The sequence below is a fragment of the Citrobacter sp. wls827 genome (assembly GCF_005280875.1).
Classification (GTDB): Bacteria; Pseudomonadota; Gammaproteobacteria; order Enterobacterales; family Enterobacteriaceae; genus Citrobacter; species Citrobacter youngae.
On record NZ_SZWR01000012.1, the window covers coordinates 18,446 to 32,862 of the forward strand.

A 14,417-nucleotide genomic window follows, 5' to 3' on the forward strand; every position below is an offset into this window, starting at 1 on the left:
AGTCAGAATGCCAATCGCTGTTACAACGGTCAGGATAGCAGCCAGGCCGTAGAATACCCATTTGCCAGCAGGCACGTGGATTTTCAGGTCATGCATAGCGTGGTGCATACGGTGTAAACCACACCACAGCGGCAGAACGATCATCAGGAACAGAAATGCGCGTCCGATGAAGCTCTGGGCAAATGCCATAATGCGCTCATAGCTCAGCGCATCGCCCGGGAACAGACCCAGCGGCAGCATAATACCAACCAGCAGAACCACTACCGGCGCAATGATTGCGCCCCACATACCACCTGCACCAAACAGACCCCAGAATACAGGTTCGTCAGAGCGTTTTGGATTTGGATTAATCATCCCGGACTCCTTACCAGTATAGGGCTACATACAGTATGACTACGGTCACTACCGCAGTAACTACCCAGAGACCTTTGATGATCGGCTCTGGCCCCATTTTTTCGTCTTTTACGATGATGTTGGCGGCTTTCGGCGCCAGCTCAAACCAGGTTTTGGTATGCAGCAGTGCTGCAGCCAGGACAACCAGGTTGAGGATGACCACCACCGGGTTTTGCAAAAAGCCGACAAAGCCCATCCAGGACTCAGCACCATGCTTCAGAGCAAACAGGCCGAAAATCAGTTCAATACTGAACCAGACTGCCGGAACTGCCGTGCCTTCGCGCAGCATGTAAAAGCGATAAAATGGCAGCTTTTTCCACCAGGTGGACGTCATCGGCCGCACATAGGGTTTGCGTTTAGTCGTCATCATGCACTCCTTAGCGTGGTTTCAGGGTAGCGATAAGAAAGTCTTTTGAACTTTCAACTTTACCCTGCTGAATGGCCGCAGCCGGATCGACGTGTTTCGGGCAGACTTCGGAGCAGTAGCCCACGAAAGTACAGGTCCAGACGCCGTTCGGGCTGTTCAACTGAGCCATACGCTCCTTCTTGCCGTGGTCGCGGCTATCTTCGTTATAGCGATGCGCCAGCGTAATTGCAGCCGGTCCAATGAACTCAGGGTTCAGGCCGAACTGCGGACACGCGGCGTAACACAGACCGCAGTTGATGCAACCGGAGAACTGATGATATTTCGCCATCTGCGCCGGAGTCTGGGTGTTTGGACCCTGATCCGGAGTACGCGGGTTACCAATGATATACGGCTTGATCGCTTCCAGACTTTCGATGAAGTGCGTCATATCGACGACCAGATCGCGTTCAATCGGGAAGTTGCCCAGCGCTTCAACCTTCATACCGTTGGTGTAATCACGCAGGAAGGTTTTGCACGCCAGTTTCGGCACGTTGTTGACCATCATGCCGCAAGAGCCGCAAATTGCCATACGGCAGGACCAGCGATAGCTCAGGTCTGGTGCCAGGTTATCTTTGATGTAGCCCAACGCATCCAGCAGAGACGTGGTTTCATCATAAGGAACTTCATAGAAAGCACTGTGCGGCGCGGTATCGGTTTCCGGGTTATAGCGCACCACCTCAACTTTCAGGTTTTTCAACTCAGCCATTCGCCTTCTCCTTCTTATCGGCTGCTTCCGCTTCGCCACCGTAAACACGTTTAGCCGGTGGCAGAGTGGTGATTTTCACGTCGCTGTATTCCAGACGAGTCGTGCCGTCAGCATCGCGGAAGGCGAGGGTATGTTTGAGGAAGTTCACGTCGTCACGCTCGGTGCAGCCTTCATCCAGACGCTGGTGCGCGCCGCGGGATTCTTTACGTGCCAGCGCGGAGTGCGCCATACATTCAGCAACGTTCAGACCGTGACCCAGTTCAATGGTGTACAGCAGGTCGGTGTTGAATACGCTGGAAGTATCAGTGATACGTACGCGCTTGAAGCGCTCCTGCAGTTCCGCCAGCTTATCAACGGTTTTCTGCATGAGTTCCGGTGTACGGTAGATGCCGCAACCTTCTTCCATGGAGATACCCATTTCGTCACGGATCTTAGACCAGTTTTCGTTACCTTCCTGGTTAACCAGATCTTTCAGACGTTTTTCAACGCCAGCAACCTGTGCATCAAGAGCGGCACTGTTTGCAGCGCCAGCTGTTGCAGCGCGTTCCGCAGCTTGTTCACCGGCCATACGACCGAAGACCACCAGTTCCGCCAGGGAGTTAGAGCCCAGACGGTTAGCGCCGTGCAGACCAACAGAGGAACATTCACCCACCGCGAACAGACCTTTAATACGGGTTTCGCAGTGCTGATCGGTTTCGATACCGCCCATGGTGTAGTGTGCGGTCGGGCGTACCGGGATCGGTTCTTTAACCGGATCGACACCCACGTAGGCTTTCGCCAGTTCGCAGATGAACGGTAAACGTTCGAGCAGTTTTTTCTCGCCGAGATGGCGCAGGTCAAGGTGAACAACATCGCCACGTGGGGTGGAGATGGTGTTGCCTTTACGCCATTCGTGCCAGAAAGCCTGAGAAACTTTGTCACGCGGACCGAGTTCCATGTATTTGTTTTTCGGCTCGCCCAGCGGAGTTTCTGGACCCATGCCGTAGTCTTGCAGATAACGGTAGCCATTTTTGTTGACCAGAATACCACCTTCACCACGGCAGCCTTCAGTCATCAGGATACCGGAACCAGGCAGACCTGTTGGGTGATACTGAACGAATTCCATATCACGCAGCGGAACGCCGTGGCTCAGCGCCATGCCCATACCGTCGCCAGTTACGATGCCGCCGTTGGTGTTGTAACGGTAAACACGACCCGCGCCGCCCGTTGCCATCACGACTGCGTTAGCACGGATTTGTACCAGGGTGCCTTCCATCATGTTCATGGCGACCAGGCCGCGAGCATGACCGTCGTCCACCAGGATATCCAGAACGAAGTGTTCATCAAAGCGCTGAATTTGCGGGAACTGCAAAGAAGTTTGGAACAGCGTATGCAGCATGTGGAAGCCGGTTTTATCCGCGGCAAACCAGGTACGCTCGATTTTCATGCCGCCGAAGCGACGTACGTTGACGCTACCGTCTTCACGGCGGCTCCATGGGCAGCCCCATTGTTCCAGTTGCGTCATTTCAGTTGGGCAGTGGTGGACAAAGTAATCCACGACATCCTGCTCACACAGCCAGTCTCCGCCTGCTACCGTATCGTGAAAATGGTAGTCAAAGCTGTCATGATCCTGCGCGACAGCAGCAGAGCCGCCTTCGGCAGCAACGGTATGGCTGCGCATTGGGTACACTTTTGAGATCAGTGCGATTTTAGCGTTGGGATTTGCTTGTGCGGCAGCAATTGCTGCACGCAATCCCGCGCCACCGGCGCCTATAATGGCAAGATCGGCTTGAAAGGTTTGCACGACATTCCTCCAGATTGTTGTTATTTCATCCCCGCCCGAATTCAGATGCTTAATCGGATTCAAACAGGTTATGAACGCGTTTCCACTGCTCCTTTATAGGTACAATAGTATAGTCTTAGGGATGTGAGGGAAATTTGACGTGTTCGATTTTTTTAGCGTATCAGAGGGCTGAATTATCATTGAATTTGATTAATTTAATTACTAAACCACCCAATGTTGCTTTTTTTACCCGCCAGCCAGTGTTTATTATTCCCGCGTGAAATTTGTCTCGCTAGCGCGATACGAGTAGACTTCGTGCCCTTGTCTGAAATCGGAGAAACAACCATGAGCGAAACGGCAACCTGGCAGCCGAGCGCGTCCATCCCCAATCTGTTAAAACGTGCAGCAATTATAGCGGAGATTCGTCGCTTTTTTGCCGATCGTGGAGTGCTTGAGGTTGAGACACCTTGCATGAGTCAGGCGACGGTAACGGACATCCACCTGTTCCCGTTCGAAACGCGTTTCGTTGGCCCTGGTCATTCCCAGGGGATGAACCTCTATTTAATGACCAGCCCGGAATACCATATGAAGCGCCTGCTGGTCGCGGGATGTGGCCCGGTGTATCAGCTATGTCGCAGCTTCCGTAATGAAGAGATGGGACGTCATCATAATCCTGAGTTCACCATGCTTGAGTGGTATCGCCCACACTACGACATGTATCGCCTGATGAACGAAGTGGATGATTTGCTGCAGCAAGTGCTGGACTGTTCACCTGCCGAAAGCCTTTCTTACCAGCAAGCTTTCCAGCGTCATCTGGAGATTGACCCGCTGTCTGCGGATAAAACCCAACTGCGGGAAGTGGCGGCGAAGCTGGATCTCAGCAATATCGCGGATACTGAAGAGGACCGGGATACCTTGCTGCAACTGCTGTTTACAATGGGCGTTGAGCCACATATTGGCAAAGACAAACCAACGTTTGTGTACCATTTCCCGGCCAGTCAGGCGTCACTGGCACAAATCAGTACCGAAGATCATCGCGTGGCTGAGCGTTTCGAGGTTTATTACAAAGGTATTGAGCTAGCGAATGGTTTCCATGAGTTGACTGATGCACGTGAACAGCAGCAACGATTCGAGCAGGATAATCGTAAACGTGCCGCGCGCGGCCTGCCGCAGCAGCCCATTGACACCAACCTGCTTGAAGCGTTGAAGGTTGGGATGCCGGATTGCTCTGGCGTGGCGCTGGGTGTTGACCGTCTGGTGATGCTGGCGCTGGGCGCTGAGAGTCTGGCTGACGTTATCGCCTTTACCGTCGATCGTGCATAATGGGTTATCCCTCTACAATACAAAGTGGCGATAAAACCGCCACTTTGTAGCACATTTTTTCACTTTCCCTCTAATGGCCACAATTTACATCTGGATATCTGATATCGTTTAGGTATCAATTCTGTGTTGATTTTTAATTGCTGAACTCTGCAAAGAGAGCGGTGCCAATCGGTGAGCGGCGTTTGCGAAACGCTTGCCAGAGTAAGGGATAGTTGAATGACCCAAACAATAAAGAAGATGAGCCTGCCAGGTCTCATCCTTATGATATTTACGTCAGTTTTTGGATTTGCCAATAGCCCTTCGGCTTTCTATTTAATGGGATACAGTGCTATTCCATGGTATGTATTTTCTGCATTATTATTCTTTATTCCATTTGCTTTAATGATGGCGGAAATGGGTTCTGCCTATCGGAAAGAAGAGGGTGGAATCTATTCGTGGATGAATAATAGCGTTGGACCTCGCTATGCCTTTATCGGCACCTTTATGTGGTTCTCCTCCTATGTTATCTGGATGGTCAGTACTGCCGCGAAAGTCTGGGTACCTTTTTCAACCTTCTTATTTGGCGCAGACATGACCCAGCACTGGCGTATCGCGGGGCTTGAGCCTACGCAGGTCGTCGGACTGCTCGCCGTTGGCTGGATGATTCTGGTGACCTGTGTGGCATCCCGGGGTATTAATAAGATTGCGCGTATTACGGCAGTAGGCGGAATTGCCGTAATGTGTCTTAATTTAGTTCTGTTGTTAGTGAGTGTCGCTATTTTGTTATTAACTGGTGGCCACTTTGCTCAGGATATTAATTTTATCTCCTCGCCTAATCCGGGATATCAGTCCGGTCTGTCCATGCTGTCATTTGTGGTATTCGCCATTTTTGCTTACGGCGGAATAGAGGCCGTGGGTGGATTAGTTGATAAAACAGAAAAACCAGAAAAGAACTTTGCTAAAGGCATTGTTTTTGCCGCTATTGTCATTTCTGTTGGTTATTCACTGGCCATCTTTTTATGGGGCGTTAGCACCAACTGGCAGCAGGTATTAAGTAATAGCTCGGTCAACCTCGGAAATATTACTTATATCCTGATGAAGAGCCTCGGGATGACGTTGGGTAATGCGCTGCATCTTTCCCCTGAGACCGCGATGGCGATGGGCGTATGGTTCGCGCGTATCACCGGGCTTTCGATGTTCCTTGCCTATACCGGTGCTTTTTTTACCCTTAGCTACTCGCCGTTGAAAGCGATTATTCAGGGTACGCCGAAGGCATTGTGGCCCGCGCCGATGACCAAACTGAATGCGGTGGGGATGCCGACGACCGCAATGTGGTTGCAGTGTCTGCTGGTAAGCCTGTTTATCCTGCTGGTTTCGTTCGGCGGCGATACGGCTTCAGCGTTCTATAACAAATTGACCCTGATGGCGAACGTATCCATGACACTGCCGTATTTGTTCCTGGCGCTGGCATTCCCATTCTTCAAATCCCGCGTGGGGTTGGAAAGACCGTTTGTTATTTTTAAAACCCGCGCGGCGACGTTACTGGCAACAGGCGTGGTGGTGCTGGTGGTGACGTTTGCCAACGTATTTACCATTATTCAGCCAGTGATCGAGGCCGGAGACTGGAACAGCGCATTGTGGATGACCGGTGGCCCGATCTTCTTCTCACTGCTGGCGATGGCGATCTATCAGAACTACAGCCGTCGTATGGCGAAACAGTTTCGCTGGGTGACAGACTGAGGAAAGATACATATTGAATTTTCCCAAAGCCCGAATGGAACACCCTCCGGGCTTTTTCATATAAAATAATTTCGAGATTTTTATCAGAATGATATTTGCATATATATTTTATGATTGTTTACATATCCCATCTAGGGAAGTGATTTTTTATGGTTGAAAATCATTGCTACTATGAATCTATTTGTAAATATAATTTTTGATTGCTTTTTCTATACATGTGATGTCTATCTCATTACTAATTGAGAATCATGGCTATTGTCGGGTCAATGCTAAATTAACTTTGGTGATGAATTTTCATGATGATTAGCTCTCCACCTTTTTGTGAGATCGATGAATATGGTTTTCCTCATTGGAATGGGTTAGATTTTTTTCGATGGTATGCCTTACCTACTAATTGGCGATTTATGACTGGGAAAGCATATCTCTGGTATTATAAAACAGCTTGGTTAATTCACCATAGGGCAATGATAAAACAATACGCTTATGAAGCAAGAATCCCTGAATTACTCCTTGCAGGTGTTGCTGTTGCTGAAGTAGGCGGAACTCCAGAGAGATTTAAAGGTGTTGGTGTTCTGCAATTTAGACAGATAATTGAAGAAATATTGGGAAAGAACAGTAATGAATCGTCTAATGCTACATCGGTCGGTTCAATTGCTATCCAGATAGGTGTTGCAGCCCAAACTATAGGTATCCACCCTGATAAATTGACTCATTTTCAGCAATTTCGCCTGTCGCAGTGTTTACTTGATAACAGCTTTAACATTCGGGTTGTAGCATTCCATTTACATGATCTTATTTTATATGATAATCCAGACGCTGATACTTTGTACTTGACTGACGAGCAGATAATATTGGCAGGTTCCAGATATAATCGTGGAACAATGAGAAGTAAATATGATATTGTTCAATCAATTAGTGAGTTACCCGGTTCTCCGGGGCGTGAATATAGTGAATATGGTCGTCGAATTATAGAAAAGAAAGATATAATACTTAAAATTATGCGAGGCGGTTAATGAGTTGGAAGTCTTTTACGTTGAATTTTATCTGGGGTATAGTAAGTATTATATCGATAATTATATTTTCAACGCAGGACAAGGAATGGTTTATCGATGGCAGGGGAATCAATGATATCTGTGATGTCATGAAATATATTGAGAATGATGATATTCGAACTGTGGGTATAGCTTTAACTCTACCTCTGTTTATTCCTTTTATCTATGCAACTGTATGGAGAAGGCAACGTAGTATCTGGCAATATTCTGTTATAGCGGCTCTCCTGTTCTTTTGGTTATGGCGCTTTGTTATACGATACCAATTATGTTGGTAAATAAGACGTTGGGTAGTGCTCAACACACCCAACGTTCATCTTATTGTGACACGATTTACAAACTTCCCGCCGGGCGACTGCCTCTGCCCGCAGAACTTAACGTTCTCCCCGTTTGCTTACCCCCCAGACTCTCCAGACGCATCTGGAATGGTGGGAACGGCATATCGATACCGTGCTCGCGGAAGCCTGCCAGAATCAGCTGGTGTATCTCGTGGCGCAGTGGCATACGGTGCCCCATCTCTGCGGCATAGATACGCAGTTCGAAGATTTGAATCCCCTGCTGCAGATCAACCAGAAAGACTTCTGGCGCCGGGTTATCGATAACCAGCGAACAGCGGTGGGCGGCGGTAAGCAGGATTTGTGTGACTTCCTCGCTGTTAGCTTCCGACGGCGCCGGGATAGTTAACACGACACGCGTGACCGAGTCAGATAGTGACCAGTTGATAAACTGCTCGGTGATGAACGCTTTGTTGGGCACGATGATCTCTTTGCGGTCCCAGTCGCTGATGGTCGTGGCGCGGGTATTAATTTTCGTCACGCTACCGGTGAGATCGCGAATGGTCACCGTGTCGCCAATACGGATTGGTTTTTCAAACAGGATGATCAGGCCGGAAATAAAGTTGGCGAAGATCTCCTGCAAGCCAAAGCCTAGCCCGACACCGAGAGCCGCCACCAGCCACTGCAGTTTGGACCACTCAATACCGATCATCGAGAAGCCAACCAAACCGCCAATCAGCATCAGCAGATATTTGGTGATGGTGGTGATGGCATAACCGGTGCCGGGGGTTAAATCCAGGTGCTGCAGCAACGCCAGCTCCAGCAATGCGGGCAGGTTTCGCACCAACTGCGTCGTGATGATAAACACCAGAATCGCAATTAACACCGCACCCAGTGTAATGGGCTCTAAACTTTCCACGCCCTGCACCGTGGAGGTGACATCCCATAGTGAGATATTTTCCAGGAAGCCGAAAGCAGAATGAATTTCTGACCACAGCACGATAACCGAAAGCAGGGCGATAAGCATCAGGATAGAACGCACCAGGCGCAATGATTGTGCGCTGATTGCATCAAGATCCACTTCGCTTTCGTCAACATCAACGGCCCCTTCGAGGCTGGTTGAGTGTGGCGGCTCTTCCTCACCGCGCGCGCGTTGCGCCAGCATTTCGGCGCGTCGATGCTTGGCACGATCGAATGCCAGGCGGCGACGCTGGATAAGCATCCAACGGCGGATGACGTGATAGACCACCAGTAACAAGAACCAAATTGCTACCGAAGTCTCCAGGCGCGCCAGCAGGGCTTGTGATGTTGCCAGGTAGCCCACAGCTGCCGCGAGAATAGCAATCAGTGGTGCACCCATCAGCATATTCCACAGCATGCTGTTGACCATGTTGTCGCCATTGCCTTCTTTGTCGAGATACAGTGGTATGCCGGCGCGTTTCAGGCTCAGGGTTACGATCGCCAGCGCTCCGCAAATCAGGATAAAGCACAGACGTCCCAGTGAGGCGGAGAATTCCCGGTCATTGAGGTTATCAAACATAATCACCGCCATGATCAGCGGGACAATCAGCCCGATACTCATCAGGTAATAGTGCATGGCCTTCGCGACACGGTTACGCGGCCAGCCAAAGTGGGCGATGAACAACCCGTTGGGGCGCGCGAAGGTGGCGCAAATCATTACCGCCCATAGCATAGGCACCGTGGCGGTAACGCCATCGCCGATAGCAACAGCCAGCGGGTAAGGCCAGGCTTCCTGCAACCCGTAACCGAGCGTTGCCCATAGCACTGGCAGCGGTGAGGCGACGAGTATCGACCAGAATACCGTGCGTATCGTCAGCCAGAAGTGATCCTGGGTTACTTTACCAACACGCGCTGACGAGCGTTCCAGAAAGCGAGTAAAGTGTTTACGTGAAGAAAGGCTAAACCCAACCAGCACCAGTGCACCGAACAGTGGTAGCAGCGTTTCCTTGCTGGTCAGCATCATGATAGTGGCTTTGCCAAGCTGATTAAATGTATCGAGTGAGATCAGACGGCGCAGGTCCTGAACAATGTCGACGGGCCAGGAGAGCGAGATGGGGCTGACGTCTGATGTCCAGAACAGATAACGGTGCGTCGCCTCGTTGACCTCTTTCAGGGCGTCTTCCAGTTGGCTATTGGAGACTTTTAGCTTAGTGAGCTCGAGGATCAGCGTATCGCCACCCTGTAGCAGAGAGTTCAGCAGTTCACGCTGAGTGCGCAACTGGGCGTTGAGAATGCTGCTCTGCTCAGCGGTTAGTGGTTGCCCGTCGGCCTGGTGAATTTGACGTAATTGCGGCTGCTTGTTGAGGAGGTCTTCATAGCGCATACGGTGTACGCGCAACTGCGCCATTTCGGTATCTAACTGCTGGGGTTTGGGCATTTCTGGCAGACGAGAAACTTGTGCACGCAGTGCTTCTCCCAGCATATTCGAGACGCCAAGCCATTGTGACTGTTCCCGCAGCGTATTCAGCGCCTGACGTACCTGCAACGTTTGGCTGGTGGCCTGACGCTGCTGCGAGGCGACCAGGTCCATACGTTGCGCCTGCTGGTTCAAGGCCTGAGACAACTCGCGGTTAACCTTGAACTGATCGACAATACCTTCCGGCAGTCCCGCGCTGTTTTCTGCCAACAGTTCCGTGCTCTCCAGCGCACGTTCGGCTTCACGCTGGCGCTGGCTGTTGAGTTGGTTGCGTAATGCTTGCAAATAAGCGTCGAGTTGTTGGCTCTGCTTTTCTGCCAGTTCGGAGCGCATTCGCGCCAGTTCCTGGCGGTTGTTTGCGGAAAGCTGCGCCAGCTCCAGTTCATCGACCTGGGCTTTAAGTTTGGCGGATTCAGCTTGCATCGCTTGATTCTGCGCGGAATTGCCGTTGGCGGTACCAATGCGCCGCTCAAGCTCATTGAGCTGGCGGCGGGCATCGGTTTGCTGTTGAGGAAGCTGGCTTAACGAGTCGGCGATTTCCCGGGCGCGATCCTGCTCCTGTTGAGCCTGGCGGCTTTTATCCAGTAACTGACTGCTGACCTGAAGGATTTCCTGGTTTAATGCATCCGTCGTGAGGCTGGTCGGTACGCTACGCGGTTCGTCGCGCAGGTTGTTTAGCTGCGCGCGTAATGTTGCGGACAGCTTGGGGAAGTTATCGATAACCTGCTGATATTGTTCAGCACGCTCAAGGGAGCCTTTCCGCTCTTCGAGAGCATTCAGCGCGGACTGGAGCGCCTCGACGGTTTCTGGCTGAGCGGGTTTTGCCGCCTTTGCCTGCTCCAGTTCCTGGGTGAGTTGTTTGGCATCGGGGGCCGTCGCAGCGTACGCCCCCAGGCTGAGGCACCAGGCCATCAGAAAAGTGATAATCAGGCGCACAGCAGCGATTCCTATGTTTAACTTTCGTCTTTTTTGTCGTCAACCAGCGGGCTGGCGTCGTGTTCTGCTTCGATCTCTTCTTTCGCCAGCGGGGCCGGTTCTGCCTCTGGCGTCACGAAAGTCTCGGTCGAGATGGCCATTGGCTGGCCGATTTTGGTCACGGAAAGATCCTGCAACTGCTCAACCAGGTTAACTTTGCCAGGTGCGAACAGGTTGATGACGGTAGAACCGAGCTTAAAGCGGCCCATTTCCTGACCTTTCAACAGCGCTACCGACCCTTCGCTTTCGCCTTCCGGCCAGGTCCAGCGCTTGATGACGCCTTCACGCGGTGGGGTAATGGTGCCAGCCCATACGGTTTCAATGCTGCCGACGATGGTCGCGCCGACCAGAATCTGCACCATCGGGCCGAATTCGGTATCAAACAGGCAAATAACACGTTCGTTGCGGGCAAACAGGTTCGGCACGTTCTGCGCGGTCAGGATGTTCACAGAGAAGAGATCGCCCGGCACATACATCATTTCACGCAGGATACCGTTACACGGCATGTGTACACGGTGGTAATCGCGTGGAGATAAGTAAGTGGTCACAAACGTACCGTTGCGGAATTTGTCAGCCATCTGGTAGTTGCCAGCCAGCAGCGCTTCAAGGGTATAGCTATGCCCTTTAGCCTGCAGCAATTTGTCTTCTTCGATGTTGCCTAACTGGTTGATCACGCCGTCAGCGGGCATGACCAGTACGTTTGGATCGGTATTAATCGGGCGAGCATCGTCGCGCAGCGGGCGAACAAAGAAGTCGTTAAAGGTGCGATAGCTGGCAGTGTCCGGCTTTTGCGCCTCTTTCATATCGACCTTGTAGTATTTCACGAACAGATCGATAACCAGTTTAGTCAGCCATCCCGCTCGTTTGCTCGCACCCCAACCCGCCAGGCGAGTGAGCCATAGTTTCGGCAGAATGTATTGTAGCGAAAGCTTAAATGAGTTTAACAAGGTAGCCTCCAGGCCATAATTTGTTCCCGATCCGGCATATGGGCCGGATCCTGAAAAAAGGGGGACGATTCTAGCGATGCTTAGCTTAGTTGTCAGTCGTCTGTATCAGAAAAGTTTTTACGCGTTTTTACCTGCGCCATGCTTTCCAGGATGCGGTGATAATTTTCAAACCGAACCTCAGCAATTTTCCCTTCCTCGACAGCTTCACGAATTGCACAGCCCGGATCTGCATCATGTTTACAGTCGCGGTACTTGCAATGACCTAAATAGTCATGAAATTCGACAAAGCCATCAGTGATTTGTTCCGGTTCAAGATGCCACAGCCCAAACTCACGTACACCGGGGGAGTCGATGACATCGCCGCCGTGAGGGAAGTGGTACAGGCGAGAAGCTGTTGTGGTGTGCTGCCCAAGACCAGAGTTGTCGGAGACATCATTGGTCAGGATCTCTTCCTGCAGGCCGAGAAGATTATTGAGCAGGCTGGATTTACCTACGCCCGACTGACCGGCGAAAATGCTGATGCGATCGGTTAACGCTTCTTCAAGCGGTTTCAGGCCGTCTTTAGTGCGGCTTGAGACCATCAACACGCGATAACCAATGTGGCGATAAATATCCATCTGCTCGTTAACGAAGGCCATACCTTCGTCGTCCAGCAGATCAATTTTGTTGAGTACGATGATGGGCTCTACGTGCAAGGTTTCGCAAGCCACCAGATAGCGGTCGATAATATTCAGTGACAGCTCAGGTAAGATGGCTGAGACAATTACGATTTGATCGATGTTGGCCGCAATGGGTTTCACCCCGTCGTAAAAGTCCGGGCGAGTGAGTACTGAGGTACGCTCATGTACCGCCTCAACGATCCCTTTAACATTCACGCCCTCTGCTGCCGCTTTACCCGGACGCCAGACTACACGATCGCCGGTAACCAGCGAACGAATGGTACGGCGGATGTTGCAACGGTGAATTTTCCCGTCAGCAGACTCTACGTCGGCATGCATGCCAAAACGGCTGATAACGATGCCTTCAGCGGTCTCGCCAAACAGGTTGTCGTCGTAGTCGGGCTTCTCCGCGGACGTTTTAAGACGACGCTGGTGATTGGCGTTCACGCGGCGCTGTTGGCCTTTGGAGAGTTTATTCTTACTCAATCGGACTGGCTCCTGGTCGCCCATAATGGGCAAAACATTTATGATACACGCAATTTTAGATGAATATAGTCACACTGAATGTGACGTCTGAAGGGTGGAAAATAGCATGAGTGCCAATGAAAACAACCTGATTTGGATCGATCTGGAGATGACAGGTCTGGATCCCGAGCGCGATCGCATTATTGAGATCGCTACGCTAGTGACTGATGCCAACCTGAATATCCTGGCTGAAGGACCGACAATTGCGGTGCATCAGTCTGATGAGCAACTGGCGTTAATGGATGACTGGAACGTACGTACGCATACCGGAAGTGGGCTGGTGGAACGCGTAAAAGCGAGCACCATGGGCGATCGTGAAGCCGAACTGGCGACGCTGGCCTTTTTAAAAGAGTGGGTTCCGGAAGGGAAATCACCTATCTGTGGCAACAGCATCGGCCAGGATCGCCGTTTCCTGTTTAAATACATGCCGGAGCTGGAGGCGTATTTCCATTATCGCTATCTGGACGTCAGCACGCTCAAAGAACTGGCGCGTCGTTGGAAGCCGGAAATCCTGGCTGGCTTCACCAAGCAGGGAACGCATCAGGCGATGGACGATATTCGTGAATCGGTTGCCGAGCTTGCTTACTATCGCGAACATTTCATTAAGCTTTGATTTTGTGGATTGCCGGGTGGCGGCTACGCCTTACCCGGCTTACGAATATCGTTCCTGTGAGCTTGCACTGAGGCAGAATTGTCGCTAAATTAGACGACTTGCCGATAAATTCAGCACTTAAACAGAAAAATGAGAAAATCGCTTTTCGGGGGGTTGCAGCTAAACGGATTTCTCGTATAATGCGCCTCCCGTAACGACAGAGAATTACGCGTTACGGCAGCAACAAAAGCAGTACAGATTTGCGGGAATAGCTCAGTTGGTAGAGCACGACCTTGCCAAGGTCGGGGTCGCGAGTTCGAGTCTCGTTTCCCGCTCCAAAATTTGAAAATGCTTGTAAAGCAAAGACACACCCAAGCGGGAATAGCTCAGTTGGTAGAGCACGACCTTGCCAAGGTCGGGGTCGCGAGTTCGAGTCTCGTTTCCCGCTCCAAAATTTGAAAGTGCTTATAAAGCACAGACCACCAATCGCAGGATTTCGAATTGCGACAAGGCAGCAACTGAATGAGTCCTTAGGAGCTTACTGAAGTAAGTGACTCAGGTTAATGAAGGCAGCCAACGCAGTAGCGGTTCGAAAGACGAAGATTATGCGGGAATAGCTCAGTTGGTAGAGCACGACCTTGCCAAGGTC

Annotated in this window: 12 protein-coding genes and 2 tRNA genes; 7 read left to right on the forward strand and 7 right to left on the reverse strand. The window is 51.1% G+C overall.

What is annotated here, in order from left to right:
* From frdD to frdA, 4 genes are all read right to left on the reverse strand, one after another.
* The coding region (gene frdD / locus FDX03_RS06970) for a fumarate reductase subunit FrdD (RefSeq protein ID WP_137345816.1) at positions 1 to 354 on the reverse strand (354 nt) is incomplete at its 3' end.
* 10 nt (positions 355 to 364) lie between these two features.
* A complete protein-coding gene (frdC, locus tag FDX03_RS06975) occupies positions 365 to 760 on the reverse strand; it encodes a fumarate reductase subunit FrdC (protein ID WP_048212908.1) in 396 nt (131 codons plus the stop codon).
* A gap of 10 nt (positions 761 to 770) precedes the next feature.
* A complete protein-coding gene (gene frdB, locus FDX03_RS06980) occupies positions 771 to 1,505 on the reverse strand; it encodes a fumarate reductase iron-sulfur protein (protein ID WP_048212907.1) in 735 nt (244 codons plus the stop codon).
* Positions 1,498 to 3,288, reverse strand: coding sequence for a fumarate reductase (quinol) flavoprotein subunit (gene frdA / locus FDX03_RS06985; protein ID WP_048212906.1), 1,791 nt, complete (start codon positions 3,286 to 3,288; stop codon positions 1,498 to 1,500). The genes frdB and frdA overlap by 8 nt, the downstream gene beginning before the upstream one ends.
* Positions 3,289 to 3,612: 324 nt before the next feature.
* Between frdA and epmA the strand changes: the two genes are divergently transcribed.
* The 4 genes from epmA (at position 3,613) to FDX03_RS07005 (ending at position 7,636) form a co-directional block, all read left to right on the forward strand.
* On the forward strand, positions 3,613 to 4,590 hold the full coding sequence (gene epmA, locus FDX03_RS06990) for an elongation factor P--(R)-beta-lysine ligase (protein WP_048212905.1): 978 nt from the start codon (positions 3,613 to 3,615) through the stop codon (positions 4,588 to 4,590).
* A 216-nt stretch (positions 4,591 to 4,806) separates the two neighbouring features.
* The gene (gene yjeM, locus FDX03_RS06995) at positions 4,807 to 6,309 is read left to right on the forward strand and encodes a glutamate/gamma-aminobutyrate family transporter YjeM (protein ID WP_115644012.1); all 1,503 of its coding nucleotides are present in this window, start codon (positions 4,807 to 4,809) and stop codon (positions 6,307 to 6,309) included.
* A gap of 296 nt (positions 6,310 to 6,605) precedes the next feature.
* On the forward strand, positions 6,606 to 7,322 hold the full coding sequence (locus FDX03_RS07000) for a hypothetical protein (RefSeq protein WP_137345706.1): 717 nt from the start codon (positions 6,606 to 6,608) through the stop codon (positions 7,320 to 7,322).
* Positions 7,322 to 7,636, forward strand: a complete 315-nt coding sequence (locus tag FDX03_RS07005; RefSeq protein ID WP_042312829.1) for a YjeO family protein — start codon at positions 7,322 to 7,324, stop codon at positions 7,634 to 7,636. Before FDX03_RS07000 ends, FDX03_RS07005 begins: the two co-directional genes overlap by 1 nt.
* A gap of 55 nt (positions 7,637 to 7,691) precedes the next feature.
* Here the strand turns inward: FDX03_RS07005 and mscM are convergent, their stop codons facing one another.
* The 3 genes from mscM to rsgA all read right to left on the reverse strand — a co-directional run bounded on the left by mscM (position 7,692) and on the right by rsgA (position 13,137).
* Entirely contained in the window at positions 7,692 to 11,006 is a 3,315-nt protein-coding gene (gene mscM / locus FDX03_RS07010; RefSeq protein ID WP_137345707.1) for a miniconductance mechanosensitive channel MscM, read from the reverse strand.
* A 17-nt stretch (positions 11,007 to 11,023) separates the two neighbouring features.
* Positions 11,024 to 11,992 carry an archaetidylserine decarboxylase gene (asd, locus tag FDX03_RS07015; RefSeq protein WP_048212901.1) on the reverse strand — a complete coding sequence of 323 codons (969 nt, stop codon included), beginning with the start codon at positions 11,990 to 11,992 and terminating at the stop codon, positions 11,024 to 11,026.
* A gap of 92 nt (positions 11,993 to 12,084) precedes the next feature.
* On the reverse strand, positions 12,085 to 13,137 hold the full coding sequence (rsgA, locus tag FDX03_RS07020; protein ID WP_170971294.1) for a small ribosomal subunit biogenesis GTPase RsgA: 1,053 nt from the start codon (positions 13,135 to 13,137) through the stop codon (positions 12,085 to 12,087).
* A 106-nt stretch (positions 13,138 to 13,243) separates the two neighbouring features.
* On the opposite strand from rsgA, the gene orn reads away from it, so the two are divergent.
* The 3 genes from orn (at position 13,244) to FDX03_RS07035 (ending at position 14,219) form a co-directional block, all read left to right on the forward strand.
* Positions 13,244 to 13,789 carry an oligoribonuclease gene (gene orn / locus FDX03_RS07025; RefSeq protein WP_003839477.1) on the forward strand — a complete coding sequence of 182 codons (546 nt, stop codon included), beginning with the start codon at positions 13,244 to 13,246 and terminating at the stop codon, positions 13,787 to 13,789.
* Positions 13,790 to 14,030: 241 nt separating this feature from the next.
* Positions 14,031 to 14,106: transfer RNA gene (locus FDX03_RS07030), tRNA-Gly, on the forward strand.
* A 37-nt stretch (positions 14,107 to 14,143) separates the two neighbouring features.
* Positions 14,144 to 14,219: transfer RNA gene (locus tag FDX03_RS07035), tRNA-Gly, on the forward strand.
* Positions 14,220 to 14,417 lie beyond the last annotated feature (198 nt).

What these genes read in the sequence shown, in the direction of transcription:
- frdB (WP_048212907.1), bottom strand. Translation starts at nt 1,505, where the DNA reads ATGGCTGAGTTGAAAAACCTGAAAGTTGAGGTGGTGCGCTATAACCCG.
- FDX03_RS07005 (WP_042312829.1), top strand. Translation starts at nt 7,322, where the DNA reads ATGAGTTGGAAGTCTTTTACGTTGAATTTTATCTGGGGTATAGTAAGT.
- epmA (WP_048212905.1), top strand. Translation starts at nt 3,613, where the DNA reads ATGAGCGAAACGGCAACCTGGCAGCCGAGCGCGTCCATCCCCAATCTG.
- yjeM (WP_115644012.1), top strand. Translation starts at nt 4,807, where the DNA reads ATGACCCAAACAATAAAGAAGATGAGCCTGCCAGGTCTCATCCTTATG.
- frdC (WP_048212908.1), bottom strand. Translation starts at nt 760, where the DNA reads ATGACGACTAAACGCAAACCCTATGTGCGGCCGATGACGTCCACCTGG.
- FDX03_RS07000 (WP_137345706.1), top strand. Translation starts at nt 6,606, where the DNA reads ATGATGATTAGCTCTCCACCTTTTTGTGAGATCGATGAATATGGTTTT.
- orn (WP_003839477.1), top strand. Translation starts at nt 13,244, where the DNA reads ATGAGTGCCAATGAAAACAACCTGATTTGGATCGATCTGGAGATGACA.